A 25,515-nucleotide genomic window follows, 5' to 3' on the forward strand; every position below is an offset into this window, starting at 1 on the left:
TGGGTCGATTAATGGGAGCGACCCACCGGGAGGCACAAGAAGGGAAGTTCCTATGAGCAATTGGCTTAAGCTCGAGGGCGATGTCTGCGCCGTGACCGGCGCGCTCGGCGGTATGGGCGTCGAGATTTGCCGCGAGTTCGCCCGCAACGGCGCCAACGTCGTCTTGCTCGACCTAGACGAGGAGAAGGTCAAGGCAGCAGCCGCCGACCTCGCCGCCGAGTTTGGTATCCACGCCGAGGGCTACAAGATGAACGCCACCGACGAGGCCGAGGTTCAGGCTGCCGTCGACGCCACCATCGCCAACTTCGGCCGCGTCGACGTTCTCGTCAACACCGCCGGCATCCTGCGCTTCGCCGCCATGGAGGACCTGCCGCTAAGCGACTGGGAGCAGGTGCTCAACGTCAACCTCACCGGCTACTTCATCACCTCGCAGCGCTTTGGTCGCGAGATGATCAAGGCCGGCCAGGGCCGCCTGGTGCACATCTCGACCGTTGCCAGCCACTCCCCCGAGACGTTCTCGGGCGTGTACAGCTCCACCAAGGCGGGCGTCAACATGATGTCCAAGATGCTCGCCGCCGAGTGGGGCCCCTACGGCGTCCGCTCCAACTGCGTCGAGCCCTGCTTTGTCAAGACACCCATGTCGGCAAGCTTTTACGCCGATCCCGAGGTCGAGAAGAGCCGCAGCCGCCTCATCGCCACGCGCCGCATCGGCGAGGTCAGCGATATCGCCAACGCCGTCATGTTCCTGGCGTCCAAGCGCTCGGACTTTACCACCGGCGACGCCATCAAGGTCGACGGCGGCTTCTCCAACATGATGGGCGACCTCACCGCCAAGCCCGGCGGCCGCCGCGCCTTTGCCGACAATTACCTCAAGAACAAGGGTGTCGAGCTTTGGTCCGATGAGTCCGGCGTCGCCAAGCCGACCGACCAGTAAACCAACCCGGTAGAAAGGGGCGCGGGGCAAGCACCTCAGCGGCGTTTGCCCCTCCCCTCCCCCCGCATCGATTAGAAAGAGTCCCATGGCTTCCACCAACTCCAACAAGGGTCGCGCCGTCGTGCTTTCCGCCGCGTGCGTCACCATGTTCTTCATCAGCTCCATCGCGCTGTACTCCGTCGTGTCCAAGAACCTGCTCGCCGTCTACCCCGAGTGGTCCAGCGCCCTTACCTGGGCCTTCCCGGTCTTTCAGACCATCATGGCCGTGACGGGCATCTTCGCCGGCCGCATCTCCGATAAGATCGGCCCGCGCAACGTCGTGATCGCTGCCGCCGTGTGCTACGGCGTGGGCTGGTTCATGTCCGGCACCGTCACCGAGCCGTGGCAGTTCTACCTGTGGTTCTCGCTCGTCGCCGCCATCGGCAACGGCCTGGGCTACAACCCCGCGCTCACCACCGGCCAAAAGTGGTTCATCGACAAAAAGGGCCTCGCCTCCGGCATCACCCTGGCCGCTTCGACCGCCGGCCCCGCCGTGCTGTCCCCGGTGCTCGCCTCGCTGCTCATCCCGAGCCTGGGCATCTTTGGCGCCCTTAAGGCACTCGGCGTCATCTTCTTTGTGACGATCGCCGCCTCCGCCCTGTTCCTGAAGGCCCCCGAGGCCGGCTGGCTGCCCGAGGGCTTCGAGGCCCCCAAGGGCGGCGCGCACGCCGGCACTTTCGGCGACCTCACCCCGGGCGAGATGGTCAAAACCCCGCGCTTCTGGGTCCTCATCGCCACCTTCGCCTTCGCCGCCACCGCGGGCACCCTGCTCGTGGGCAAGGTTGCCTCCATCGCCGCTGTCCAGCTCTTCGCCGACCCCACGAGCGCCGCGGCCGTCGCCCTCGGCGGTGTGGTCGTCTCCGTCAACACCTGCGCCAACCTGGTTGGCCGTCTGTCCTTTGGCCAGATCATCGACAAGCTCGGCGCCTATAAGTCGCTGCTCATCAGCCTTGTCGTGACCATCATCGCGCTCGTCATCATGTCGATGAGCTTTACGCAGAGCATGTTCTTTGTGGCGCTCGCCCTGCTCGGCTTTAGCTTTGGCGCTCTGCTCGTCATCTACCCGCCGCTCACCGGTGGCGCCTTTGGCACCAGCAACATCGGCGTCAACTACGGCATCATGTTTTTGGGCTACGCCGCTTCCACCTGGATCAGCCAGCCCATCACCGCCGTGCTGTATCACGCCGAGGCCGGCAGCGCCGCCTACCAGCAGTCCTTCTACGGCGCCATTGTGATTGCCGCCATCGCCGTCGTGCTCACCGTCTACATGATGGTCTCCGACAGCAAGAAGAAGTCCGCCTAGTTTTACCGATGCGACAAAGGGACAGTCCCTTTGTCGCATTCCACCGGTCACCAGTATTAAGGAGTCGAAATGTCTGAGCTCAACCCCGTCCGCATTGCCGTTATCGGCGCCGGCGCCATGGGCCGCAACCACATCCGCTTTGTCACCGAGGAGCCCGAGGCCGAGCTCGTCGCCATCGCCGACGCCTTTGAGGGCGCCCGTGCCACGGCCGAGGCCGCCGGCGTGCCGTTTTACACCGATCCCGCCCAGATGATGGACGAGGTCAAGCCCGAGGCCGTCATCATCGCCACCCCCAACGACCTGCATCTGGGCGTTGCCCGCGAGGCCGTGAAGCGCAACATCGTGCCGCTGGTCGAAAAGCCGATCTCCAACGACCTCGAGGATGCCCAGGCTTTCGCCGCCGAGGCCGAGACCGCCGGCGTGCCCGTGCTCGTGGGTCAGCACCGTCGCCACAACCCCTTCGTCAACAAGGCCAAGGAGATCATCGAGTCCGGCGAGCTGGGCAAGCTCACCGTGTCGAGCTTCCACTACATGATCTATAAGAATGACGAGTACTTCGATGTCGAGTGGCGCCGCAAGAAGGGTGCCGGCCCGATTCTGGTCAACCTGGTTCACGACGTGGACCTGCTCCGCTACCTGCTGGGCGAGCCCGTCGCCGTCCAGGGCATGCAGTCCAGCGCCGCCCGCGGTTTTGAGACCGAGGACTCCGCCGTGGTCAACGTCCGTTTTGCCGATGGCGCGCTTGCGAGCATGACCATCTCCGACGCCACCGCCAGCCCCTGGAACTGGGAAGCCACCGCTCGCGAGGACCCGCAGTACCGCCCCTTCGACGCCGATGCCTACTTTATTGGCGGTACCTTGGGCGCTCTGTCGCTGCCCCGCCTGCACCAGTTCTCCTACGACGGCGCCTCCAACTGGCACAAGCCGCTGCAGATGGAGATCCCGGCCGTCGACCCGGCGCTTCCCCACAAGATGCAGCTCAAGCACTTTGTGAAGGTCGTCCGCCGCGAGGTCGAGCCCGTCGTAACCCCCGCCGACAACGTCAAGACGCTCACGCTTCTCAACGCCATCAAGGAGGCCGCCGAGACCGGCCAGCTCGTCGAGCTGTAGCACCTTAGGACAGGCCGCGGCAGAAACCCCATGCCGGGCCCCTGCCCCTCGGTCCGCCACAAATAAACCCCTCTTCTTTGCCCTGCGAGCAGCCTCCTGCCCGCGGGGCATTTTGCTACGTTGCCAATGATTTTTCTGGGACGGGGGACTTTTTGCACCTTAGCTTGATTCGTTCGCCACGAAATGTGCCTATCTACTACGTTTAACCGATCACCCTCAACCATACCGAATTTCGCGAAATAAAAAACCGCAGGTAAACGGCTTGCGTATTTTCGGAAAACCGGGGGATGGTCGATCCATACGGGTTAAACGTAGTAGATAGGCCGCTTTCGTGGCTCCGCACCAAAACAGTCTTTTTTGGGCGAAGTGACGGGTGGTATCCTTGGTAGCCCTGTGCTGCAAACGCACCTTAAACGCAAGGAGTCCCATGGATCTTATCGCCCAGCTCGCCCGCGAGCTCAACCTTAAGGCCGCCAACGTCGAGGCGGCCGTCAAGCTCATCGACGAGGGCAACACCATCCCCTTTATCTCGCGCTACCGCAAGGAAGCAACGGGCGGCATGGACGACGTCGCCCTGCGCGCCCTCGACGAGCGCCTGTCCTACCTGCGCAATCTTGAGCAGCGCAAGGAGGACGTCATCCTGCTCATCGACGCCCAGGGCAAGCTCACGCCCGAACTCGAGCAGCAGATTCGCGAGGCCACACAGCTCCAGCGTGTCGAGGACCTCTACAAGCCCTACCGCAAAAAGCGCATAACCCGCGCGCAGAAGGCCCGCGAGGCCGGCCTGGAGCCGCTCGCCAACATGATCATCATGCAGGCCTCGGCCAAAGGCAGCGCGCTCGACGCCGCCGCGGCATACATCAACGAGGAGGCCGGCTTCGACACGCCCGAGAAGGCGCTTGCCGGCGCGGCCGACATCGTGGCCGAGACGGTGGCCGAAGATCCCGAGAACGTCGCCGACCTGCGCGCCTTTACGCAAAACACCGCCGACATCGTCGTCGAGGCCACCGACCCCGCCGAAAAGACTCCCTACGAGCCGTACTACAGCTATGATGAGCCGCTGCGCCGTATACCCAACCACCGCGTGCTGGCGATCGACCGCGGTGAGCGCGAGGGCAAGCTCCGCGTGCGCGTGAACGTCGATGGCGCTGCCGCCACGGCACGCCTCGGCAGCCGCTGGCCCCGTCGCCAGGGCGTGTTTGCTCCCATCTTCGATGCCGCCATCGCTGACGGTTACAAGCGCCTCATGGCCCCCTCGCTGGAGCGCGAGGCCCGCGCCAAACTCACCGTTCGCGCCCAGACCGAGGCCATCAACGTCTTTGCCAAGAATCTCGAAGGCCTGCTCTCGGCACGCCCCGTCCGCGGCGCCCGTGTGCTCGCGCTCGATCCGGGCTACCGCACCGGCTGCAAGGTCGCCGTCATGGACGAGACCGGCAAGCTACTCGACCACGGCGTGGTCTACCCCACCAAGCCGCGCCACGACGTCGCCGGCACCAAGCGCGAACTCGCCCGCCTCGTCAAAAAGGACGGCGTCAACACCATCGTCATCGGCAACGGCACCGCCAGCCGCGAGACCGAGGAAGTCGTCTCGGAGTTCATTGCCGAGCAGGCGCCCAACCTTCGCTACACCATCGTTAACGAGGCTGGCGCGTCGGTGTACTCCGCCTCCGAGCTCGCCAGCCAGGAGTATCCCGACCTGGACGTCACCGTGCGTGGCGCCATGAGCCTGGGCCGCCGCCTGCAGGACCCGTTGGCAGAGCTCGTCAAGATTCCGCCCCAGTCCATCGGCGTGGGCCAGTACCAGCACGACCTTGACCAGGCCGAGCTTTCACGCACCCTGGGCCACGTGGTGGAGGACGTCGTCAACCGCGTGGGCGTCGACGTGAACACCGCGAGCGCGAGCCTGTTGGGATACGTTTCGGGCATTACGCCGAGCGTAGCCAAGAATATCGTGGCTTTCCGCGAGGAAAACGGCGCCTTTACCGATCGCCGTCAGCTTAAGAAGGTCCCCAAGCTGGGACCCAAGGCATATCTCAACGCCGCGGGCTTCCTGCGCATCAGCGGCGGCAAGAACCCGCTCGACGCGACAAGCGTCCACCCCGAAAGCTACGAGGTGGCCACGGCCGTCCTGGAGCGTGCCGGCGTTGCGGCAAGCGAGCTCAGCCACGGCGGCGTGCCCGACATCGAGCGCCGTCTGGGCAGTATCTCGGCGCTGGCAAGCGACCTGGACTGCGGCACCCTGACGCTCATCGACATTGTCAACGAGCTCAAGAAGCCCGGTCGCGACCCGCGCGACGACGCGCCCGAGGTGGTCTTTAGCCGCTCGGCGCTTTCCATCGACGATCTGGAGCCCGGCATGGAACTCAAGGGCACGGTGCGCAACGTTGTGGACTTTGGCGCGTTCGTCGACGTGGGCGTGCACCAGGACGGCCTCGTACACATCTCCAAGCTCGCCAACCGCTTCGTCAAGCACCCGAGCGACGTGGTGCGCGTCGGTGACACGGTCAAGGTGTGGGTCGAAAAGGTCGATCGCGACCGCAAGAAGATCTCCCTCACCATGGTGCAGGGGAAGTAAACCGCCAAAGCAAGGGTACCCCCTGCAGCAGCGTGCAAAATCGCGAGTATTCTGCAATTTCCGCCGTTCCGAACGCCCCACAGAGACAATAACGTCAAAAACAGCCCCCGTTTTAGCGTCATCAGAGCCAAAACGGGGGCTGTTCCGTGCTTCAACCAGCTGGTAAAAGCCTTTACCTTGCTGAATACTCTCAAATTTGCACGGCGCAGGCGGGGGTACCTTTGTCCACGGCAGGATATGGAAGCCTATCACCAACCTACTGGCAAGCTCGTGCCGGTAGCCCCGGCCTTTCCTTTGCCTAGCGCGACCCTCGCGAAGCGCGTGAGCGATAGGGAAAGGAAAGGCCGGGGCGAACAGCCCGGGGCGTAGTCAGTGTTCGCGTTACGGCAGGATATGGAAGCCGAGCGAGGCGATATCCTTGGCAAAGCCGCGGACGGTGTCGAGCGAGACCTCGTACGGGTCGCGGCCGATGTTCTTGCGCTTGGCCAGGATGCTGTTGGGCACCGTGATAATCTGGCAACCGCAGGCTTCTGCCTGGTAAATGTTGATGAGCTCGCGTGTGGACGCCCACAGGACCTCGCAGTTGGGCTTGGCGGCAGCCTTCTTGACCGACTCCGTCATAAACGGAATGGGATCGACGCCGGTGTCGGCGATGCGACCGGCAAAGAGCGAAATAATGGACGGCGTCTCGGCGTCAACGGCCTCGACCATCTCGTCGACCTGCGTAGGCGTAAAGATGGTAGTGACGTTGACCTTGATGCCGTCGGCGGAAAGCTTGCGGACAAGCTCGGCGGTGGATTCACCCTTGGTGGTCACGCACGGGATCTTAACGTAGACGTTCTCGGCCCAGGTAGCGATCTCGCGGGCCTCGACCCCCATGGTCTCGACGTCGTCGGCAAAGACCTCAAACGAAACGGACACATCGGTGATATGGGTCAGGACCTCTTTGGCAAACGCGCGGTAATCCGTCACGCCGCCCTTCTTCATAAGGGACGGGTTGGTCGTGAAACCCTGAACGTTGCCGTTCTCGTACATGTCGAGCATGCCCTCGAGGTTTGCACCGTCAGCGAACACCTTGATTGCCATCTGCCTGATTCCTTTCGCTTGCACATGGGCGTTAAACTGCTAAACACTTTACCTACGTTTATCAAGGTGTGAGCTGCGGTTTTTTATCTTCTCGGCGAACGGTATAAACGCCTCAGTGTTTGGATTGATAAATCGATTGAGCATGCAAAAGCAAAGAGTCGCAGTTTGAGCAAACGTCAGAAGGCGAGATTCATGAGATGAGGCCGAAATGTTGCATCGCTGTGACGGTGCCATCGTGTGCGACATCGTCGGTCACGTAGTCGGCGACTGCCTTGACCTCGGGCATGGCGTTGCCCATGGCTACAGCCGTCTCGACCGCAGCGAGCATGCCCAGGTCGTTACCCGAATCGCCAAAGCCAAAGGTGCGCGCGTTGCCGGTGCGACCCAGATACTCCAGCGCTCGCGCCACGCCCAAGCCCTTGTCGATGCCTTTGGGGCTCAGCTCGCGATTCTGGCCACCGGTGTTGCACAGCTCAAACTCGCGATCGATAAAGCCATCATCGTTAGCTACGCGAGCCAGGTCGCACGCGTTAATGCACACCTTGCCTACACGCAAGCGGCCATCGACGCGCATCTGATCAACGCCGTGCACCACGCCGGCGCCTAGCAGAAATGACTGTTCGACACCAACTGGCTCAAGTGAATAGGTGGCACCGTTCGTCTCGAACAACGCCTCGCCGCCCACCACAGTAATACGACGCGCGAGCTCCGCGATAACGTCCTCGTCAAAGCAATCCTCGTGCACCACGCGGCCCTCGACCTCGAGCGTGGCGCCTGCCATGGCAACGATACCCGCCGGGTTCAGTGCACGCAAGCCATCGGCAATCAGCCACAAGGGGCGACCCGTGCAGATAAATGCCTGGTGACCTGCATTGCGCAGGCGACCAAATGCATCGACAACAGCCTTCGACGGATGGACCGCATTGAAGTCCTTATCGGTCATATCGTCGGGATCGAACGACGTCAGCGTGCCGTCCACGTCAAAAAAGAGCACAGCGGATTCGGAGCACGCATCAATCATATGGGTTCCTTTCGAGGATAAGGGCAAACGAAGCATCCATCATATAATGGAGCGACGCAACCAGAGAGGTCACCCATGGAATTTTACGCAAGCTGCCCCGAGGGCTTTGAGTCCGCACTCGCCGATGAGCTTAAACGCCTCGGGCTTTCGCATGTTCGCCGGCTGAAGGGCCGCGCTACATTTGAGGGCGAGCTCGAGCAAGGCTACCGCGCCTGTCTGTGGTCGCGCCTGGCGAGCCGCGTGTTCGTGGTACTCGGGCGCTTTGAGGCGCAGGATGCCGATGAACTGTACGACAGCGTTTACGACATCGCCTGGGAGACCGTCATCCGCCCCGGCGCCACCATCGCCATCACCGCCCGCGGCGTGACCGAGCAGCTGCGCAACACGCGCTTCTCGGCCCTGCGCGCCAAGGACGCATTGTGCGACCGCTTGGCCGAAACCACGGGCCGTCGCGCCGATGTCAACGCCACCGATCCCGATGTTCACCTGCTGCTTTCGCTGCGTCAGCGCCGCGCGAGCATCAGCCTGGACCTTTCGGGCGATCCGCTGTTCAAGCGTCTGCCGCCCGCAGCGACCCGCGCCGGCGAGGGTACGCACGTGCTGCGCCCCGACTACGCCGCCCTGGTGCTGGCACAGGTCGGCTGGACCGCACTGTGCGAGCGCGAGTTAACGGCTGACGATTACGAGAATGAAGCCCTTCCCACGCTGATCGATGCCTCGTGCGCCGGCGGCGGTCTGCTGCTGGAGGCCGTGAACATTCTGACCAACCGCGCCCCGGGCGCCGCACGCGAGCGCTGGGGCTTTGAGGGCTGGCAGCTACACGACGCCGCCCTGTGGGAGCAGCTGCTTGCCGAGGCGCGCGAGCGCGAGACGGCAGCGCGCGAGCGCCAGGCGCGCATCGTGGCCGTAGACATCGACCCCGCCGCCCGCAAGACTGCCGAGCGCATGGTCAAGTGCGCCGGCTACAAGCGTTTTGTCGACTTTTGCGCCGCCAAGTCCGCCACCGTGCTGGACCATGCTGGCGCCGTCGCCGGAGCCGCCGTAGTCGCAGACACCACCGAGACACCGCTTTCACTCATGCACGACGCCATGACGCTGGTCGGCGAGCTGCGCCGCGCGCCCGAGCTCGCTTCGGCACCGGTCGCCGCGCTCACCCGCGACGGATTGCTGGCCCGCGCGCTCCACGCCGAGCCCGAACGCTCGATCGCCATCATGCCCAACAACGAGGAGGCAACCGTCGAAGTCTGGCCTTCGCTCGACCACGCCGCCGCAGTGTTTGAGGCTGCGACCAGCGCGGACGCCGTGGACGAAGCTGCCGACACCCCCATGTCCGAACCTACCGCCACGCTCGACTTGGGCGACGGCAAGCCGCTGCCCGTGCTCATCCCGGAGTCCGAGCAGTTCGCCAACCGCCTGCGCAAGAACGCCCGTCTGCGTCGAAAGTGGGCAAAGCGCGAGGGCGTTAGCTGCTACCGCGTCTACGATGCCGACCTGCCCGACTACTCCGCCGCCATTGACCTGTACGAGGGCTGCCCGCAGACGCCGGGCCGCTGGCTCGTCATCGCCGAATACGCCGCGCCCAAGACCATCGATCCCGCGCTGGCCCAGGCCCGCATGCTCGACATCTTGGCCATCGCGCCGCGCATCCTTGATGTTCCGGCCGAGCATGTGCACGCCAAGGCCCGCATGCGCTCGCGCGGCGGCTCGCAGTACGGCAAGCAGGGCGCCGGCAAGGGCGGATCGGGCGAGCGCGCCAACATCGCGCGCCGTCGTCTGCCGCTCATCGAAGAAGGCGGGCTCACCTTTGCCGTCAACTTTGACGACTACCTGGATGTGGGCATCTTCTTGGATCACCGCGTCACCCGCAACCTAGTGCGCGAGCACGCCAAACAGGCGCGCCGCTTCCTCAACCTGTTCGCCTACACCGGCACCGCCACCTGCTATGCGGCCGACGGCGGCGTCGAGGAAACCGTGACAGTCGACCTCTCGAACACCTACCTGGACTGGGCCGAGCGCAATATGCGCCAGAACGGCTTTGTTGGTCCGCAGCATCATTTTGTGCGCGACGACGTGCTCGCCTGGATTCGCGACCAGCGCCAGACGCGCAACCGCTGGGACCTGATCTTTGTCGACCCGCCCACGTTCTCGAACTCGTCAAAGATGGGCCGCCGTACCTGGGATGTCCAGCGCGACCATGTTGAGCTTTTGGCCGGCGTATCGCGCCTGCTCGCACAGGGCGGCCACGCCATCTTTAGCTGCAACCTGCGCGGCTTCCGCCCCGAGACGCGCAAGCTCGCGCGCGCGGGCGTCGTGCTGGAGGACATTACGACGCAGACCATTCCCGAGGACTTCGCGCGCAACCAGAAGGTGCACCACTGCTATATCGTGCGCCGCCTGCCCATCGAGGACGCCATGGCCGAGGTCGGCTTTAGCGCCGAGGAGATTGCCGAGCGTGTCGAGGAGCTGCGCAACCCCGAGGTCCGCAAGCCTCGCGCGGCAGTGCCCACGCACGCGCAGGCCGGCAACGGCAGGTCCAACTCTGCCGGCAAACCCTCCCCTGCCGGCAAGTCCAAAAAGAAGAAGTTCTACGCCAGCAAGCCCAAAGGCAAATAGACAAAGTTGCGGTGGAATACGGACTGTTTTGCCTGGAATTAGGTATATTTAGACCGTATTTCACCGCAACTCATAGTGGGATGGCGGATGCCGACCTATCCCTGGATGACCAATCGGTAACCGATACCCACGTGCGTCTGGATATAGCGCGGATGCGCGGGGTCGGACTCGATCTTCTTGCGCAGCGTGCCCATAAAGACACGCAGGCTCGCCAGGTCGCTCTTGGTCGCCGTGCCCCAAATCTCGTGCAGGATAAACTGGTGCGTCAGAACCTTGTCGGCGTTGTGTGCCAGCAGGCACAGGAGCTTGTACTCGATCGGCGTCAGGTGCAACTCCTCGCCATCCATCGTGGCAATGCCGGCATCAAAATCGATATGCAGCTCACCGGTATCGAACGAGCCCTCGGAGGCAACACCACCCGTTTGCGCATACGAAAGGCGCCTGAGCGTCGTGCGAATGCGCGCGAGCAGTTCCTCGACCGAAAACGGCTTGGTCAGGTAGTCGTCGGCACCGGCATCGAGCGCGCGGATTTTGTCCGCGTCCTCGCTGCGCGCCGAGACCACGATGATCGGCATGCCCGACCATGCGCGCACCGACTCCACCACCTTGACGCCGTCCATATCGGGCAGGCCCAGATCGAGCAGCACAATGCTCGGCGTCTGCGACGAGGCGGCGGCGATAGCGGCATGGGCGGTCTCCACAGCCATATGGCGCAAGCCGTGCGCCTCGAGCGCGGCAACGATTAAGTTGCGAACGGCGGGGTCGTCCTCAACGACCAAGATGAGCGGTTTTACGGCAGAGTTCGGCACAGCGCTACTCCTTATCAAACGAAACGTCGGCGGCGGGAAGCTCAATCGTAAAGACCGAGCCGTGCGGGTCCGCCGCGGCAACCTCTATGCTACCGCCATGCGCCAGCGCAATGGAGCGGCAGAGCGAAAGACCCAGGCCCACGCTGCGGTGACTGTCAGCCAGACCGTGGTTGGCGGTGTAGAACGACTCAAAGATCCGCTCGCGATCCTCGGGTGCGATGCCCGGACCATCATCGGCCACCGAGCACGTCACGCGTCCATCGTCGACGCTAATCGAAATCATGATATGCGAGCCCGCGGGCGTATAGGCGATGGCGTTGTTCACCAGATTGACCACCAGCTGCACCATCAGGCGCGCATCGACGTTGACGAGCGCCGGCTCATCGCACGCCACTACCTTAAGGTCGTGCTCGCGCACGGCAGGGTTCACGTGGCGCAGCGCCTCCTCGACGATATCGTCCATGAGCTCGAGTGTGGTCGACAGGCGCATACCGCCACCCTCGAGCTTGGTGATGGCGAGCAGGTTCTCGACGGTGGCGTTGAGCCATTGCGCATCCGAGCGAATGGAAAGGAGCAGGCCGCGGCGCGTCTGGGCATCGAGCACCGCGGTGCCGGTCGAGCCCTGGTCGAGCAGCACGTCGGCATTACCCGAAATACTGGTAAGCGGCGTGCGCAGATCGTGCGAGATGGAGCGCAGCAGGTTGGCGCGCAACTGTTCGTTTTTGGCGAGCACCGCCGCCTCCTCGCGGGCCTCCATGGCGCGGGCGCGATCGAGTGCCAGCTCGCCTTCGCTCACGATGGCATCGGCAAGCGTCCGCTCCTCATGCGTCAGCACGTCGGGCTCGGCAACGATAGCCAGCACGCCCACCACCGAGGCGGGGTCGCCCGAGCGCACGAAGCCGTCGCCCGTGCGAACCGTCAGGTAGATGCCATAAAACGCCGAGCCGCCAAACGTGGCGTCGAGCGGCGTTCCCACATAGGCGGACGCCGAGAGCCGCGGTGGCATCTGCGGCGCCAGCTCGTGCACCGGCGCGGCATCGCCCACGGCCGTGTATGTCGCACGCGGCAGCAGGTCATCGCCCTCGGCGTCGGCGCTGTACCACACGACCGGACAGCCCGAAAGACGCGCCAGCTGCGTGGCCATGGCGTGAACGATCTGCTGCTCGTCGGCGCAGCGCTGCAACATGCGATTGGTCTCGAGCACCATATGCGTGCGGCGGTCGCTGGCGGCAGCCTGTGCCAAGGCGCGGCGCAGGGCCAACGCAATCGAGCTCGACACAAGCGAGACCACGAACATGATGAAGAACATGCCGGGATAGCCGCGGTCGATAAGCGACAGCGAGTAGCGCGGGTCGACAAACAAGAAGTTGTAGAGCGCCACGGCGGCAGCCGAGCTCAGCAAGCAATACAGGCGACTCCAGGTAAAGAATGCGCACAGCTGAACGGCGAACACATAGACGATCATGATGCTCGGCGCGAGACCCGGATGGTCGAGCAGCGCGCCCACAATCGTCGCCGCGACCAGCAGCCCCACCGACACGCAGATATCGTACAGGGGGCCGCGACGCGTCATCGTAGTGCGCCGCCACCAAAAGTTCTCGGCAATATCACCGTCCGCACGGACGTCCATCAGCGCCCCGCCCCTCTCTCAAAAACAAAAACCACCACAAAGGGACAGGCACCTTTGTGGTGGTTTCCCTTGTGGTGGTTCCAAGTGTATAGCCTTTGCAACCGGCGGTCGCTAGACAAACAGCACGTGCGCGAGCAGGGCACACACGCACACCGCTCCAAATACCAGTGCCACGATCGAAATCACGCGGTCGGCCATGTCCATGTTGGCACGATTCGTAAAGAACCGATCTTCGGCGGCGTCGACACGCGCCTCACGTACCAGCTCGGCAACCACCTCGCGGCCATCAAGCATCTTTGCATCCATGTTTGCCTCCCCGGTCTCAATCTTGTCCATCGAAAACCAACTCCGTGCAACCCGTCGGCGCCTACGGGCGTTCGTTGGGAGCCAGGCGCTGCATCTTGTTCACGGCCTTAAACTTGGTGAACAGCGGCACGTACTCAAAGCTCACGTTGGAGTTCTCCAGGCCGTACCAGCGTGCGGGCGTGCCGGCGGCGCGGCGGATGATGTACTTGAGCGTGATGGCCGTACGCTCGCTGGGCTCCACATCGCTTTCGGGCGCCAGAAGCTTACGGATCAGGACGAACTTGAACGTACCGATGTTACCCGGATCCTTGTAGACCGAGTAGTCATGCGTCTGCGGCGGCAGCTCGCCGGTGGCAGCCAGGTCCTGAACGACCTGACGCAGATAGGCATTGACGCGCTGGTTAATCTTGTAGCCCAGGTACAGATGCACGCGGAACACGTAATCGGTGCCGAACGTCTCGACCGAATAGGCAAAGGTATGCGGCTCGTCCATGGTCTCGACATTCACGAACCACCAGGCGCGAGCGCGCTTGGGATGCTTGTCCAAAATCGAGTAGACGATGTCGCGGTCGATGTAGTCGGTATGGGTGTCCTTGGTCAGGTACACGACGTTGTCGCTCATGCGCTCGTAACGGTCGTCGTCGCGCAGGCGCTTGAGCTGCGGCAGGTAGCTACGCAGCGGCAGCAGTGTAAACTGGCGCTGCTCGACCGCCGTGCCGTTGTACCAGCACACCATAATGCCCATGATGAGTGCAGCCATGAGGATGGTGAAGTAGCCGCCGTGGAAGAACTTGGTGAGCGAGCTCACGAAGAAGAAGCCTTCGAGCAAAAGGAAGAAGGCCGCGAAGATCCACGGAGCAACCTTGAGCTTGCGCTCCTCGTGCAGGTAGAAGAAGAGCAGCAGCGTGGTGCACATCATAGTCAGCGTAATGGCAAGGCCGTAGGCGGCTTCCATATGCGCCGAGTTCTGGAACAGCAGCACCACGATGACGCAGCCGACAAGCATGACGTTGTTGACCATGGGGATGTAGAGCTGGCCCTTGGTCTCGGCAGGGTAGAAGACCTGCATGTGCGGCATGAGGTCCAGACGGCTGGCCTCGGACACCAGCGAGAATGCGCCGGTGATAAGCGCCTGCGAGGCAATGATGGCCGCGACGGTGGAAAGGCCGACGGCAAACGGGCGCAGGCCCGGGGCGAGCATCTGGTAGAACGGGTTGAGATCGGCAATGCCCATGAGCTCGGGGTTGGCAGCGTTGTTCATAAGCCAAGCGCCCTGGCCCATATAGGACAGCAGCAGGCAGCACTTAACGAACGGCCAGGTAGCGTAGATATTGCCGCGGCCGACGTGGCCCATGTCGGAGTAGAGCGCCTCGGCACCGGTGGTGGCGAGGAAGCAGCTGCCCAGAATCATGATGCCCGCGTGGTTGTTGGGGCTCAACAAAAAAGCGATGCCGCGGAGCGGGTTGAGGCACAGCAGCACGGCGGGGTGCTGTAAGACAAAGAACAGACCCGTGCCGCCCAAGAACAGGAACCACAGCGTCATGATGGGGCCAAAGGCGTGACCGATCTTGGCCGTACCGATGCGCTGCACCAAGAAGAGCGCGATGATGATGGCGAGCGTAATGGCGACGACGCGGCCCTGATCATCACCGAGCACGGCATGGACCGCCGGGATGGTGCGCAGGCCCTCGATGGCCGTGGTAACGGTAACGGCAGGCGTGAGGATGCCGTCGGCGAGCAGCGCGGCGCCACCCAGCATGGCGGGGATGATAAGCCACTTGCCGCAGCGCTTGACCAGGCTGTACAGGGCAAAGATGCCGCCCTCACCATGGTTATCGGCGCGCAGCGAGATGAGCACATACTTGATGGTGGTCAGCAGCGTGACCGTCCACACGACAAGGGAGAGCGCGCCGAGCACAAACTCCTCCGTCACGCTTCCGATGCCGCCGTTGCCGGCAACGAGCGCCTTGGTTACATACATGGGGCTGGTGCCGATATCGCCATACACCACGCCCAGCGTGACGAGCATCGCCGAGATGCTCACAGGAATCGCAGCGTGCGAGGCTGCCTCCTTGGCCTTTTGTTCCATAAGCCGGTTTCCTCCCAACTTTAATGTTCGAAGGGATTATAGGTAATCGGCCCATGTTTTAATGCACTGTTTTCCCAGCTAGATAAAGATTTATACAGTCTTTAGGCTACCGCGGCGATATGAAATGTGACAAAAGGACTGTCCCCTTGTCACATTCGTCATTTTCCGAGCCAGTTTTTGAACCACCATTCCATGGATCGGCTCATCTCGGCCATAAAGGGACTGGTGTGCTTGCGGGTGTAGATATCCACCACGCGCTCGCCCACCTCGCGGGCGTGCGGACGGAACATCGCATCCATCTCGGCCACCTGCGCATCCATAGTCGCGTCGTCCGCACGGCAGTAGCGCTCCTCGTGCACCAGGTTCACCACGGGATGTGCAATGGCCGGGCGCTCCTTACGGGGCGTGCCGATGATGAGCATCGATAGCGGCATGGTATAGGGCGGCAGATCGAGCAGCTCGGCAACTTCCTCGGCATTCTCGACGATATCACCGATATAGCAGCTCCCCAGCCCCAGGGCCTCGGCGGCAACCACGGCGTTTTGCGCGGCGATCACGGCATCCTGAGCCGCGATGGCAAAGTCGCCCAAACCCGGCGCGCGGCGGGGCGCCTTGCCCGTGCGCTCTACAAACTCGGGCTCAAAGCAGCCCACGTGCTCAAACAGATCGATCCACTTGGCATAGTCGACCACAAATATTAGTGCCCAGGGCGCCTTAGCGATCATGGGCTGGTGGTCGCACAGATCGGCCAGGCGGTCGAGCGCAGCCTGCTCGCGAATGCTTACGATGGAATACATCATCATGGCGCCCGCCGACGGCGCGCGACTCGCCGCATGCAAAATCGCCGCTCGCTGCTCGTCGGTCACCGCCACGGGACGGTCGTCGTCATCGCGCGCAAAGGCACGCGTGGAGGAACGGTGCTCCAACGTGTCCAGCACCGCATTGCCCGTCGTCTCGACCGGATAGCCGCCCGCGTCCACGCCCGCAGCTCCGCCGCAGTACTCGGCGCCCGTCATACAAACCTGCTCGCCCATAGCTCTATCCTCGCTAATTCTTTAAGAAGCCTTTACGTTTCCGTGTAATTCCCGTCCATTATCGCGCAGGTCGCCACTACATTGCGCCACACCGCCACACGTGCGCGTTAATATGGCTGGTTGTTGTGCGCAGACACCAATTGCAGCGCATATCTTGGCAACAATCGGGTAAACCCCCGCTTTCGTACGTTTTAGTTTGTGAGGAGTCTCAGCATGTTCGCTGCCGCCATCTCGCTCGTCGGTCTTGCGGCGACCGTCTACCTTGTCTTGCGCGAGGCCAAGGCCATTCGCGCTCAGTCGGGCACCGTTGCCAAAAGCGCTCTTGGGTGGAGCATCGCCTTCGGCCTGTTCCAGGTCTTTTTGACTATTTGGGGCGCCGTGGGCCTCGTCGCTCAAAACGAGCCGCTCGCCTTTGTGATGCTCATCCTGACCAACGCCATCCTCACCGGCTGCGCTTGGGCCAGCATCGCACGCGACCGCATCGCCCCGCGCGTCTTTGCGTTCGCCGCGCCCGACGCCCCCGCCCCCACCGGCAAGCTCGCCCGCCTGCGCGGCGCCTTTGTGGGCAAACCGCTCGTCGCCGCCGTCCTGTGCCTGCTGCTCGCCGGCGTCTTTGCGCTGCTGGGCATGGAGGTCTCGTCCAACCACGACTTTACTTGGGTCTACCCCCTATGCATCATGCTCGAGTGGGCCATCATCACCACGCTCATGGTCGGCCTGTTCTTCCTGTTCCAGCGCCACGGCGCAGCTTCCGCGGTCCTGGCCTTTGCCCTCTTTGTCCTGGGCATTGCCGAGTTCTTCGTCATCACGTTTAAATCCATGCCCATCCAGCCGGGCGACCTTTCGGCCATCTCCACCGCCGCCGCGGTCGCCGGCACCGGCTACACCTTCTCGATCTCGCTGTTCTGCGTGCTGTCCATGGGCTTTACCGCCATCGCCATGCTGCTGTGCGAGTACGCCGGCCTGGTAGCACCGCACCGTCAGAAGGGTGCCGCCAACGCCAAGCGTATGCTGCTCACCAACCTGCTCGTGGCAGTGCTGTGCCTGGGCGGCGTAACCGCGCATGTCACGCTCATCGACTACTACAACACCCTCGGCATCACCGTCTACACCTGGCGCCCGCTCGAGAGCTACTGGCGCGAGGGCTACCTGCCCGCCTTTATTAGTGCGGCGCAGTCCATCAAGCCGCCCAAACCCGCCGACTACTCCGTCGACGATGCCAAGGCCACGCTCAAAAAGTACGCCAAGGCCTACGACAAGTCCGACGCGGCCAAGAGCGACGAGCGCGCCGCCGCAAAGGAGCAGTTCGACAGCGAGAAGCCCACGGTCATCGCCATCATGAACGAGACGTTCTCGGATCTGTCGATCTACCAGAACATGCGCGCCGGCTACGAAGGCCCGCAGTACTTTAAGAGCCTGTCCAACTGCCTCAGCCGCGGCAAGCTCTACGTGAGCGCCTACGGCGGCGGCACCGCCAATACCGAGTTTGAGTTTATGACCGGCAACTCCATGGCCAACCTGGGCTCGGGCGTGTACCCCTACACCATCTACAACATGGAAACGACCGGGAACCTGGCAGAGCAGTTCAAGTCCCTCGGATACTCCACCACGGCCATGCACCCCAACCACGCCACCAACTGGAACCGCGAGAACGTCTACAAGGACTTTGGCTTTGACCAGTTCCTGTCCATCAACGATTTCCAGGGCGCCGATACCCTGCGCGGCATGGTGACCGACCAGGCTACCTACGACAAGATTCTTGAGCTGCTCGACCAGAACGCCGATCCGCAGTTTATCTTCGACGTGACCATGCAGAACCACTCGGGCTACGATACGGGCCTGCTGCCGGTCGACAAGCAGATGCACCTGAACATCGACACGACCGACCTGGACACCAAGACCGTCGAGGACGGCACGCTCTCCGATGTCGACGAGTATGTCTCGTGCATCGAGCAGTCCGACCAGGCGCTTCGCTACTTCCTCAACGCCCTGAATAAGCTCGACCGTAAGGTGGTCGTGGTGTTCTGGGGCGACCACCAGCCGTTCTTCCCGTCCAAGTTCAACGATAAGTGGTTTACCGGCGAGGACGATGCCACCCACCAGGAGCGCTTGTGGCAGACCGACTACATCATCTGGGCCAACTACGACGTTGCCGGCTGCGACCAGACAAGCGAGGTCGACGACCTGTCCACCAACTACCTGTCCACCCAGCTGATGCAGCTGATCGGCGCACCCCTCTCCGACTACCAGAAAGCGCACATGACGCTGTGCGAGTCGCTGCCCGCCATCAACTCCGTGGGCTACGAGGACGCCAGCCTGCGCTGGGCGCTCTCCTCCAACGTCACCGGCGACGACGCCGCTGCCGCAGCCGCCACCAAGGCGCGCGAGGATTACGCCAAGATGCAATACTACGAGATGTTCCGCGACGGCAAGAACGTGTATACCGAGCACTTCCAGACCGAGGCCAACGAGACCGACCCCAACCTGGCACCGGGTACGACCAAGATCAAGTAACGACTAGCTGCGAGTTCATAACTGAAACGTCTGTCCGGGCGGAGGCATATAAGGTTCCCTGCTCGGACAGACGCCTTGTTGTTGAAGCGCGGCTTGTCATGGGGGCACCCGCAACATATATAAGTTAAAGGCCACGTCATGTGGCCTTTTTTGCATCCGGAAACCGTGTCCCACTCTGAATACATCCAGCGAACGCATGCGAGCGTGTCGTCCAGGACGGCCTCGTCATCAGGGCGATGGAAAATATCGCCCCAGACGCTTGCCATCGTTGCGCCCACGAGCGTCAAGAAAAAAGCCTCGAGGATTTCGAGGCTTTCACATTTGTATTGTTTTGCACGAAGCACCACAAACGACGAAGCTACTCGCCCAGCACGGCCTTCTTGGCGGCTGCGGCCATGTTGCCCAGGTCCTCCTTGGTGGGATGGTCCTTCGCGGCAACCCAGTTGTCGAGCAGCATCTTAAATCGGGCGTTGTCGGGATCTTGCTCGAGCATGGCCTCGTAGCGCTGCTTGACCGCGGGGCCCATCTTGCCCTGGCACATTGCCCAGCCCGCAAGCTCGGCATCCCCAGCCAAATTGGAAGTTACGCGGTCGATAATCTGCTGATAGTAGCTCTGGTCGGCGCCAAAACCGCAGGTGCCAAACAGGAAGACGCGCTTACCGTGCAAGGCGGAGAGCAGCGCGGCAACCGAAGGCGTGCACGCGCCCTTGTCGCACCAAAAACCGACGAGCACCGTGTCGGCCGCGCAGGCGCCCTGCGCCTCGAGCGCAACCTGATCTGCATCCGCATCGTCGCTCAACGCCGCGGCATGGACAAATTCAACGCCCGCAGCCTGCAGAGCGCGCTTGATCGCGCCCGAAACCATCCTGGTATTACCGCTCTTGCTGTTAACCACCAGAGAGCACGTCATAGTCACGTTGCCTCGTTTCCCCCAAAACTAAAGCCACTAATGCAATTTATTAGATGAATATCTTAGTACTAACAACGCAGATGTAAACCATCTGCCGCTAATCGGTAGCCCCTACTGGGCAAACTGGCTGCGGTAGAGTTCGGCGTAGAAGCCGCTTGCCGCTAGCAGCTCATCGTGCGTGCCGCGCTCGATAATCTGGCCGTCGCGCATCACCAGAATGCAGTCGGCGTTGCGGATGGTGCTCAGGCGGTGCGCCACGACAAAGCTTGTGCGACCGGCCATGAGCTCGTCGAATGCCGCCTGCACCTGCAGCTCGGTACGCGTATCGATGCTCGACGTTGCCTCGTCCAGCAGCAGAATCGCCGGATCGGTGAGCATAACGCGCGCAATGCACAGCAGCTGTTTTTGACCCTGGCTAAACGTGCCGCCGTCCTCGCCGATGACCGTATCGTAGCCGCCTGGCAGCTGCACGATAAACTTGTGCGCATGCGCGCGCTTGGCAGCTTCGATAACCTGCTCGCGCGTGGCGTCAGGACAGCCGTAGGCGATGTTTTCCGCCACCGTGCCCTCGAACAGCCAAGTGTCCTGCAGCACCATGCCAAAGGCACGGCGCAGGCTTGCGCGCGTGTAGTCACGCGAGGAACGGCCATCGACCATGATGCGTCCGGCATCGATATCGTAAAACCGCAGCAGCAAGTTGATGAGCGTCGTCTTGCCACAGCCCGTGGGGCCAACAAGGGCAAAGCGCATGCCGGGCTTGGCCTCGATGCAGATATCCTGCAGCAGCTTGCGGTCGGGCACGTAGCTAAAGTCCACATGCTCAAAGGCGACCTCGCCCTGCGGGGCGGCAAGCTCTACGGCGTCCGTCGCATCGGGCTCCTGCTCGCGTGCATCGAGCAGCGCAAACATGCGGCGTGCCGAGGCGTACGCCGTCTGGATCTGCGTAATGACGTTGGTGACCTCGTTGAACGGCTTGGTGTACTGGTTGGCGTAGGACAGGAAGATCTGCACGCCGCCCACCGTGAGTGCCGCGGGCACGCCCGTGATCACGCCCACGCAGCCAATCACGGCCACCACGGCATAGATGATGTTATTGATAAAGCGCGTGCCGGGGTTGGAGAGCGAACCCATAAACTGCGCGCGCTCACCTGCCGCATAGAGCTCGGCGTTGAGGGCATCGAAGCGCTGCTGAGCGTTGGGACCATAGGCAAAGGCGTCGACAAGTTTCTGCTCGCCTACGTACTCCTCGATATGACCACCGAGCTGCCCTTGAATACGCTGCTGTGCCGTAAAGCTTTTGTTGGAAAGCTTGGCGATAGCACCGGCTGCAAAAATGGAAAGCGGCGTGACGAGTACCACCACGAGCGTCATGGTCAGGTTGATGGAAAGCATAAACGCGAGCGTACCCACGATGGTAATAACACCGGTGAAGAGCTGTGTGAAGCCCTGCAGCAGACCGTCGCCCACCTGATCGACGTCGTTGACCACGCGACTCATGAGGTCGCCGTGGGCATGGCCGTCGATAAAGCTGAGCGGCATACGGCTGAGCTTGTCGCTCGCCTCCACGCGCATGTCGCGCACCGTCTCATAGGACAGACGGTTAACGCAGTAGCCCTGCAGCCACTGGAAGGCCGCAGCACCTACGACGACAATCGCGAGCTTGGTGACAAGCGGCAGCAGCGCATCGAAGTCAACCTGCCCGGCGGCAACGATGAGGTCGATGCCCTCGCCAATGAGGATGGGCGTATAGAGTTGCAAGATCACCGAGATGGCGGCGCTCACAAACGACGCGGCAAACGAGACGCGGTGCGGACGAACGTAATCCATCAGGCGGCGGGTCACCGCGCCCACGGGATAGCGTTCGGGGTCGCCAGGCTGGCGCGGACCGTCGCCCAGGTCGTTGAGGCTATCGTTACCGGACACGTTGGCCGTCATCGTGGCGACAGAACCGGAAGAAGTATACGGATTCATTTAGCAGCCCTCCTTTGCGCAGACGGATGCGGGGGCGGTCGGGGCACCTGGGGCGAGCGCGGGCGCTGTGCTCCCCCGCTGGCCCTCAAGCTCCTCGCGGCGCAGCTGCGACTGGCAAATCTCGCGATAGAGCTGACAGGTCGCATAGAGCTCGTCATGTGTGCCCAGGCCGGCAACCGAGCCGTGGTCGAGCACGCAGATCACGTCGGCATCGCGCACGGTCGAGACGCGCTGGCTCACAATCACCGTGGTCAGCGGCAGCCCGCCCTTGGCGGCACCGCGCATGCTGCGCTCGCGAATGGCATGGCGAAGCGCCGCGTCGGTCTTAAAGTCGAGCGCCGACGCGGAGTCATCCATGATCAATATCTGAGGCGAACCAACCAAGGCACGCGCGATAGTCAGGCGCTGACGCTGGCCACCGCTAAAGTTCTTGCCGCCCGCCTCGACCGGGGCGTCTAAGCCCTGCGGCTTGTTGCGCACGAACTCGCTGGCCTGCGCCATGTCGAGTGCCGCCCAGAGCTCCTCGTCGGTCGCAGCTTCATCGCGCCAGGTCAGGTTGCTGCGGATGGAGCCGCTCACCAGCGATGCGCGCTGCGGAACGGTCGCGACCACACGGCGCAGCTGGTCGAGCGGCCAGGCGCGCACGTCGGCGCCCATCACGCTCACGCTGCCGGTGCTCGCATCGTACAGGCGCGGGATGAGCGAGACGAGCGTGGACTTGCCGCTACCCGTACCGCCGATAATGCCGAGCGTCTTGCCCAGTGGGAGCTCCAGGGTCACATCGTTGACGGCGTTGGCAGCGCCGGCGCCAAACGAAAAGCTCGCATGGTCAAAGCTCAGCGCGGAGACCGGGGTGTCGACGTCCGTCGCGGGTGCCTGGGGCAGCGCGACCGGCTGGTTGCCCTCGTCAGCGATGCTCGGCACGCAATTGAGCACCTCGTTGATACGCGACGCGCTGGCGCTCGCCTTGGTAAAGACCACGACCAGATTGGCGACGTACACGATGGAGGTGAGGGTCTGCGTCATGTAGTTGACGAACGCCATGACCTGGCCCTGCGTAAGCTCGCCCACGTTGACCTGGATACCGCCCACCCACAGGATGGCGCACACGCCCAGGTTCATCACAAGAAACGTGACGGGGTTGAGAATCGACGAGAGCTTGCCCACCGCGATGGCGGTATGGGCCTGGTCATCGGCGGCTTGGGCAAAGCGCTCACGCTCGTGATCTTCGCGCACAAAGGCGCGAACCACGCGGGCGCCCGAAAGCCCCTCGCGGCAAATAAGCGCGATGCGATCGAGCTTTGCCTGCAACTGCCTGTAATACGGGATGCAGCGCGCCATGACAAACCAAAACACCAGGCCGATGGCGGGCGTGCAAATCAAAAAGGTCATGCCGAGCTTAAGGTCGATGGCAAGGGCCGCGACCATGGAGCCCACCGCCAGAAAGGGCCAGCGGATGAGCATGCGCACGCCCAGCGCCACGGCAAGCTGCACCTGGTTGACATCGTTGGTAATGCGCGTGATGAGCGACGGCGTGCCAAAGCGGTCGAGCTCGGCATAGCTCAGCTTGTTGATGTGCTGGTAGAGCGCGCCGCGAATGTCGGTGCCCATGCCCTGCGAGGTGAGCGCCGCCATCTTTTGGCAGACGAGCGTAAACGAGATGCCGATCACAGCCATGGCGCCAAGTACCATACCGTAGTGGACGACGGCGTTCACGTCGTGTGCGCCGATACCCTTATCAATCATCTGGGCAATCACCAGCGGCGTCAGCAGGTCAAAGATCACTTCGATCAGCTTGCACGCAGGACCAATCACCATATACCGGCGAAACTTACCACCAAAACGCCTGAGCAGCTCAATCATGTATAGGCGCTCCCTATCATCATCCACATTCAATTCGAACCATGATAGTACCGCCACCCCAAAAGAAGCGTAAACAACTCGCCATTTCTAATGGGATTCGGTTTCCAAAGAAGCGGAGAGGCACGCGCACACCCAGCCAGTGTCGGGTCGACCGCCTGATATACTTACATTAGTGCTACCAAGTGAGTCGCCGACCCTTGAAATGAGGTGCCGAGATGAACGACATTCTCGCAAGAAGAGCAAGACGAGCAACTGTGGGCATCGCCCTTTCCGCGGCACTTGTCGCGGGAATCGCCCCCGTAGCGGCGATCGCGGCAGAAACCAGCTCCCCCACCGGTGCGGCCGTTTCGCAGACGAGCGCCGCCAACGGCAATTCGGGCGCCCCGCAGACAGAAGACGCGGCCGCCGCAAAAGAAAAAGCGTATGCAGCCATGCAGGAAGCGCTCAAAAACCTCGGGGCCGCAAAAAACGCCGCAAGTCCCGAGAAAATTGCGAGATTCAATGATGACATTACCCGTTTTCAAGAGTACCGCGAAAAGATGGCGGCGCAAGCCGCCGAAGGGAGGGAACTCCTTCCCACCATGCAAGCGGACATCGATGCTGCCCAAGCCAAATACGACGGGGCCATCAACCGGGTAAGCGAGCTCCAGGCAGAATTAGAGAAGAAACATGAGATGCTTAAGACACTCGAAGCACTCGGCTACGAGGAGTTTGTCGAAACTACTAAACAGCAAATAAAGCAGTTGCACAGTGAGATCATATCGGCAAAAACGCACGTAAACTATTGCGAAACGGAGCCCCGCGAGTTCCAGTACCGCCTCAGAAGAGAGGAAAGACGAGTTAATGACTGTGAACGTGCTGTAGAGAAATATAAAGCCGATATCGACCGGTTCACAGCCTGGCGAGATGCGCTCCTCGACAATTTGAAAAAAGCGCAAACGGCCTATGACGACGCCTGCAAGGCATACGAAGAGGCGAAAGCCGCGGCAGATAAGGCCACCTCGCCCGAGATAACGAAACCGACCGAGACGACGCCTCCCTCCAACTCGGCGCAACCGGCCGAGGCAACACAGCCCGCCAGCTCGCCCGCGACCGGCAAAAATACCCCGCCAAGCTCCACCAAGCAGGCGAACTCGAGCAGCAGCAAGCAAGCAAATATGACCGCCGGCAAGCTCGCAAACACGGGCGACACAGCACCGAGCGCAATCGCACTCGCAGCAGTCGCCGCCGCAGGCCTCGGAATAACCGCCACAGCCACACGCCGCATCAAGAACTCAAAATAGCTGCCAGCGGTTATTGTCTTTGCCAATCCACAAGCCAAGAGACAAATAGAGGTCCGTTTCCCCAACCCAGGGAAACGGACCTCTTTACTTGAAAAAACAAATGGTAATGCCGCCGTCTCTTGAACCACGCAGCCATCAATGCCCAGACAACACCAGCAAGCCGCGTTCCTTAAGGGATAGATTTAATGGCTGTTAATCAAGGGGCATACGCGCATGCCCGATCAATGGCGGGCAAACCGCCTGATATACTTACATTAGTGCTACCAAGTGAGTCGCCGACCCTTGAAATGAGGTGCCGAGATGAACGACATTCTCGCAAGAAGAGCAAGACGAGCAACTGTGGGCATCGCCCTTTCCGCGGCACTTGTCGCGGGAATCGCCCCCGTAGCGGCGATCGCGGCAGAAACCAGCTCCCCCACCGGTGC

At 62.2% G+C, this 25,515-nt stretch carries 17 protein-coding genes; 7 read left to right on the forward strand and 10 right to left on the reverse strand.

All coding sequences use genetic code 11. The annotated features are described in order from the left end of the window. Positions 1-52 precede the first annotated feature (52 nt). The 4 genes from ABHU32_RS02030 to ABHU32_RS02045 all read left to right on the forward strand — a co-directional run bounded on the left by ABHU32_RS02030 (position 53) and on the right by ABHU32_RS02045 (position 5,961). Positions 53-934 carry an SDR family NAD(P)-dependent oxidoreductase gene (locus tag ABHU32_RS02030; RefSeq protein ID WP_117734887.1) on the forward strand — a complete coding sequence of 294 codons (882 nt, stop codon included), beginning with the start codon at positions 53-55 and terminating at the stop codon, positions 932-934. A gap of 85 nt (positions 935-1,019) precedes the next feature. Continuing rightward, on the forward strand, positions 1,020-2,276 hold the full coding sequence (locus tag ABHU32_RS02035) for an MFS transporter (RefSeq protein ID WP_346978718.1): 1,257 nt from the start codon (positions 1,020-1,022) through the stop codon (positions 2,274-2,276). A 69-nt stretch (positions 2,277-2,345) separates the two neighbouring features. Then, positions 2,346-3,386: a Gfo/Idh/MocA family oxidoreductase gene (locus ABHU32_RS02040; RefSeq protein ID WP_117655361.1), complete on the forward strand. Its 1,041-nt coding sequence runs from the start codon at positions 2,346-2,348 to the stop codon at positions 3,384-3,386. Positions 3,387-3,813: 427 nt separating this feature from the next. Next, positions 3,814-5,961: a Tex family protein gene (locus ABHU32_RS02045; RefSeq protein WP_346978719.1), complete on the forward strand. Its 2,148-nt coding sequence runs from the start codon at positions 3,814-3,816 to the stop codon at positions 5,959-5,961. 381 nt (positions 5,962-6,342) lie between these two features. Here ABHU32_RS02045 and ABHU32_RS02050 read toward each other — a convergent pair whose 3' ends face one another. Together ABHU32_RS02050 and ABHU32_RS02055 are read right to left on the reverse strand one after the other, a co-directional pair. Next, positions 6,343-7,047, reverse strand: coding sequence for a transaldolase (locus ABHU32_RS02050; RefSeq protein WP_346978720.1), 705 nt, complete (start codon positions 7,045-7,047; stop codon positions 6,343-6,345). A gap of 190 nt (positions 7,048-7,237) precedes the next feature. Next, positions 7,238-8,068, reverse strand: coding sequence for an HAD hydrolase family protein (locus tag ABHU32_RS02055; RefSeq protein ID WP_346978722.1), 831 nt, complete (start codon positions 8,066-8,068; stop codon positions 7,238-7,240). Positions 8,069-8,143: 75 nt separating this feature from the next. On the opposite strand from ABHU32_RS02055, the gene rlmKL reads away from it, so the two are divergent. Next, positions 8,144-10,681 carry a bifunctional 23S rRNA (guanine(2069)-N(7))-methyltransferase RlmK/23S rRNA (guanine(2445)-N(2))-methyltransferase RlmL gene (rlmKL, locus tag ABHU32_RS02060; RefSeq protein ID WP_346978724.1) on the forward strand — a complete coding sequence of 846 codons (2,538 nt, stop codon included), beginning with the start codon at positions 8,144-8,146 and terminating at the stop codon, positions 10,679-10,681. Between the two features lie 95 nt (positions 10,682-10,776). On the opposite strand, the gene ABHU32_RS02065 is transcribed toward rlmKL, so the two are convergent. The 5 genes from ABHU32_RS02065 to ABHU32_RS02085 form a co-directional block, all read right to left on the reverse strand. Next, on the reverse strand, positions 10,777-11,490 hold the full coding sequence (locus ABHU32_RS02065) for a response regulator (protein ID WP_346978726.1): 714 nt from the start codon (positions 11,488-11,490) through the stop codon (positions 10,777-10,779). A gap of 4 nt (positions 11,491-11,494) precedes the next feature. Continuing rightward, positions 11,495-13,120 (reverse strand): ATP-binding protein, encoded by a 1,626-nt coding sequence (locus ABHU32_RS02070; protein ID WP_346978727.1) that lies wholly within the window; start codon positions 13,118-13,120, stop codon positions 11,495-11,497. 111 nt (positions 13,121-13,231) lie between these two features. Continuing rightward, on the reverse strand, positions 13,232-13,426 hold the full coding sequence (locus ABHU32_RS02075; RefSeq protein WP_346978728.1) for a hypothetical protein: 195 nt from the start codon (positions 13,424-13,426) through the stop codon (positions 13,232-13,234). Between the two features lie 61 nt (positions 13,427-13,487). Beyond that, the gene (locus tag ABHU32_RS02080) at positions 13,488-15,515 is read right to left on the reverse strand and encodes a KUP/HAK/KT family potassium transporter (protein ID WP_346978730.1); all 2,028 of its coding nucleotides are present in this window, start codon (positions 15,513-15,515) and stop codon (positions 13,488-13,490) included. 158 nt (positions 15,516-15,673) lie between these two features. Then, positions 15,674-16,549, reverse strand: a complete 876-nt coding sequence (locus ABHU32_RS02085) for a nitroreductase family protein (protein ID WP_346978731.1) — start codon at positions 16,547-16,549, stop codon at positions 15,674-15,676. 213 nt (positions 16,550-16,762) lie between these two features. Here ABHU32_RS02085 and ABHU32_RS02090 point away from each other — a divergent pair, with 213 nt between their 5' ends. Continuing rightward, the gene (locus tag ABHU32_RS02090; RefSeq protein WP_346978732.1) at positions 16,763-19,063 is read left to right on the forward strand and encodes an LTA synthase family protein; all 2,301 of its coding nucleotides are present in this window, start codon (positions 16,763-16,765) and stop codon (positions 19,061-19,063) included. A gap of 358 nt (positions 19,064-19,421) precedes the next feature. Here the strand turns inward: ABHU32_RS02090 and bilS are convergent, their stop codons facing one another. The 3 genes from bilS to ABHU32_RS02105 all read right to left on the reverse strand — a co-directional run bounded on the left by bilS (position 19,422) and on the right by ABHU32_RS02105 (position 23,807). After that, a complete protein-coding gene (bilS, locus tag ABHU32_RS02095; protein ID WP_346978733.1) occupies positions 19,422-19,973 on the reverse strand; it encodes a flavodoxin family protein BilS in 552 nt (183 codons plus the stop codon). A 111-nt stretch (positions 19,974-20,084) separates the two neighbouring features. After that, the gene (locus tag ABHU32_RS02100; protein ID WP_346978734.1) at positions 20,085-21,944 is read right to left on the reverse strand and encodes an ABC transporter ATP-binding protein; all 1,860 of its coding nucleotides are present in this window, start codon (positions 21,942-21,944) and stop codon (positions 20,085-20,087) included. Then, positions 21,945-23,807 carry an ABC transporter ATP-binding protein gene (locus ABHU32_RS02105; RefSeq protein WP_346978735.1) on the reverse strand — a complete coding sequence of 621 codons (1,863 nt, stop codon included), beginning with the start codon at positions 23,805-23,807 and terminating at the stop codon, positions 21,945-21,947. Between the two features lie 215 nt (positions 23,808-24,022). On the opposite strand from ABHU32_RS02105, the gene ABHU32_RS02110 reads away from it, so the two are divergent. Next, on the forward strand, positions 24,023-25,090 hold the full coding sequence (locus ABHU32_RS02110; RefSeq protein WP_346978737.1) for a hypothetical protein: 1,068 nt from the start codon (positions 24,023-24,025) through the stop codon (positions 25,088-25,090). Positions 25,091-25,515: the final 425 nt, after the last annotated feature.

The organism is Collinsella aerofaciens, assembly GCF_039758965.1.
In the GTDB taxonomy this organism is placed as follows: domain Bacteria; phylum Actinomycetota; class Coriobacteriia; order Coriobacteriales; family Coriobacteriaceae; genus Collinsella; species Collinsella aerofaciens_BR.

Bases quoted from the DNA above. Each gene is read 5' to 3' on its own strand.
- ABHU32_RS02030 (WP_117734887.1), top strand. From the start codon at position 53: ATGAGCAATTGGCTTAAGCTCGAGGGCGATGTCTGCGCCGTGACCGGC.
- ABHU32_RS02035 (WP_346978718.1), top strand. From the start codon at position 1,020: ATGGCTTCCACCAACTCCAACAAGGGTCGCGCCGTCGTGCTTTCCGCC.
- ABHU32_RS02040 (WP_117655361.1), top strand. From the start codon at position 2,346: ATGTCTGAGCTCAACCCCGTCCGCATTGCCGTTATCGGCGCCGGCGCC.
- ABHU32_RS02045 (WP_346978719.1), top strand. From the start codon at position 3,814: ATGGATCTTATCGCCCAGCTCGCCCGCGAGCTCAACCTTAAGGCCGCC.
- ABHU32_RS02050 (WP_346978720.1), bottom strand. From the start codon at position 7,047: ATGGCAATCAAGGTGTTCGCTGACGGTGCAAACCTCGAGGGCATGCTC.
- ABHU32_RS02055 (WP_346978722.1), bottom strand. From the start codon at position 8,068: ATGATTGATGCGTGCTCCGAATCCGCTGTGCTCTTTTTTGACGTGGAC.
- rlmKL (WP_346978724.1), top strand. From the start codon at position 8,144: ATGGAATTTTACGCAAGCTGCCCCGAGGGCTTTGAGTCCGCACTCGCC.
- ABHU32_RS02070 (WP_346978727.1), bottom strand. From the start codon at position 13,120: ATGGACGTCCGTGCGGACGGTGATATTGCCGAGAACTTTTGGTGGCGG.
- ABHU32_RS02075 (WP_346978728.1), bottom strand. From the start codon at position 13,426: ATGGATGCAAAGATGCTTGATGGCCGCGAGGTGGTTGCCGAGCTGGTA.
- ABHU32_RS02080 (WP_346978730.1), bottom strand. From the start codon at position 15,515: ATGGAACAAAAGGCCAAGGAGGCAGCCTCGCACGCTGCGATTCCTGTG.
- ABHU32_RS02085 (WP_346978731.1), bottom strand. From the start codon at position 16,549: ATGGGCGAGCAGGTTTGTATGACGGGCGCCGAGTACTGCGGCGGAGCT.
- ABHU32_RS02090 (WP_346978732.1), top strand. From the start codon at position 16,763: ATGTTCGCTGCCGCCATCTCGCTCGTCGGTCTTGCGGCGACCGTCTAC.
- bilS (WP_346978733.1), bottom strand. From the start codon at position 19,973: ATGACGTGCTCTCTGGTGGTTAACAGCAAGAGCGGTAATACCAGGATG.
- ABHU32_RS02100 (WP_346978734.1), bottom strand. From the start codon at position 21,944: ATGAATCCGTATACTTCTTCCGGTTCTGTCGCCACGATGACGGCCAAC.
- ABHU32_RS02105 (WP_346978735.1), bottom strand. From the start codon at position 23,807: ATGATTGAGCTGCTCAGGCGTTTTGGTGGTAAGTTTCGCCGGTATATG.
- ABHU32_RS02110 (WP_346978737.1), top strand. From the start codon at position 24,023: ATGAACGACATTCTCGCAAGAAGAGCAAGACGAGCAACTGTGGGCATC.